Consider the following 1,345-nt stretch of genomic DNA (forward strand, 5'->3'; position numbering starts at 1 on the left):
GCACATTGGTTTCGCCGAGCATCGACGGCGTCTCGCGCACCGCCACCGCGCCCGGGCCGAAGCGCTCGAGGCCGAGGCCGAATCTGGCCAGCGTCTCGGAATGCATGGCCAGCCGCTCGGCGTCTTCTTCGGCCAAGTCGACGATCTCCGGCAGCAAAAGCATCTGCGAGGGCACCGCACGCGAGTGCAGCGCGTTCTTCAGGGCCTCGTAGACCAGCCGCTCATGCGCGGCGTGCTGGTCGACGATGACCAGCGAATCCCTGGTCTGGGCGACGATATAGTTCTCGTGTACCTGCGCCCGCGCCGCGCCCAGCGCCGTGCCGAGCAACGTCACGGCCGGCTCGTCCTGGCTGGCGCGCGCGTCGGCGCTGTGAAGCGGCCCGGTCTCGAACGCAGCCTGGTCGTTTTCGCCGAAGCCGGCCCTTTGCTGCTGGGCGTCGCCATATCCCATGTCGAGCGGCCGCTGCGGCGAATGCTCGAAGCCGGCGAAACCCGACGCGCGGTAGGCCGCTTCGTAGCTGCGGTGACCGTTGGCCGGGCCCGGATGCGCGTAGGGCGCGCTGCCGGGCCGGAACGCCGCCATCATGCCGGCGGCTCCCGTCGTCGCGGCGCGGATGCCGGCTCCGGCCAGCGCCTCGCGGATGGCGCCAACGATCAGCCCACGCACCAGGCCCGGATCGCGAAAACGCACATCGGCCTTGGCCGGATGGACATTGACGTCCACGGTCGCCGGATCGAGCGAAAGGAACAGCACGGTCACCGCATGGCGGTCGCGCGGCAGAACATCGGCGAAGGCGCCGCGGATTGCGCCGGCGATCAGCTTGTCGCGCACCGGCCGGCCGTTGACATAGGCATATTGCTGCAGCGCGTTCGCCCGCGTGAAGGATGGAATCGAGACGTGGCCGGCAAGATGCACGCCATCGCGCGTGGCATCGATGGGGATGGCATTGTCGGGAAAGTCGGCGCCCATCACTTGCGCCACGCGTTGCAGCCGGCCCTCCGGATCGTCGCCGGTCGCGGGCAATTCCAGCGTCGAGCGGTCGGTGCCGGCAAGCGTGAAGCGCACGCCGGGGAAGGCGATGGCGATGCGCTTCACCACATCACTGGTCGCCGAGCTTTCGGCCCGCTCGCCCTTCATGAATTTGAGCCGTGCGGGCGTGGCGAAGAACAGGTCGCGCACCTCGACCGTGGTGCCGCGGTTGGCCGCCGCCGGCTTCACCGCCGAGACGCGACCGCCATCGATGCCGATCTCTGCGGCGCTGTCGCCTGCGGCCGTGCGCGAGCGGATCGACAGCCGCGCCACCGAGCCGATCGAGTGCAGCGCCTCGCCGCGGAAGCCGAGTGA

Annotated in this window: 1 protein-coding gene; it reads right to left on the minus strand. The window is 69.9% G+C overall.

The window, feature by feature from the left end; translation table 11 throughout:
* Window positions 1–1,345 (minus strand): DNA mismatch repair endonuclease MutL (gene mutL, locus EN742_RS35160; RefSeq protein WP_148670537.1); only part of this gene is annotated, 1,345 nt, incomplete at both ends.

Source organism: Mesorhizobium sp. M4A.F.Ca.ET.020.02.1.1 (genome assembly GCF_004022645.1).
Lineage (GTDB): Bacteria > Pseudomonadota > Alphaproteobacteria > Rhizobiales > Rhizobiaceae > Mesorhizobium.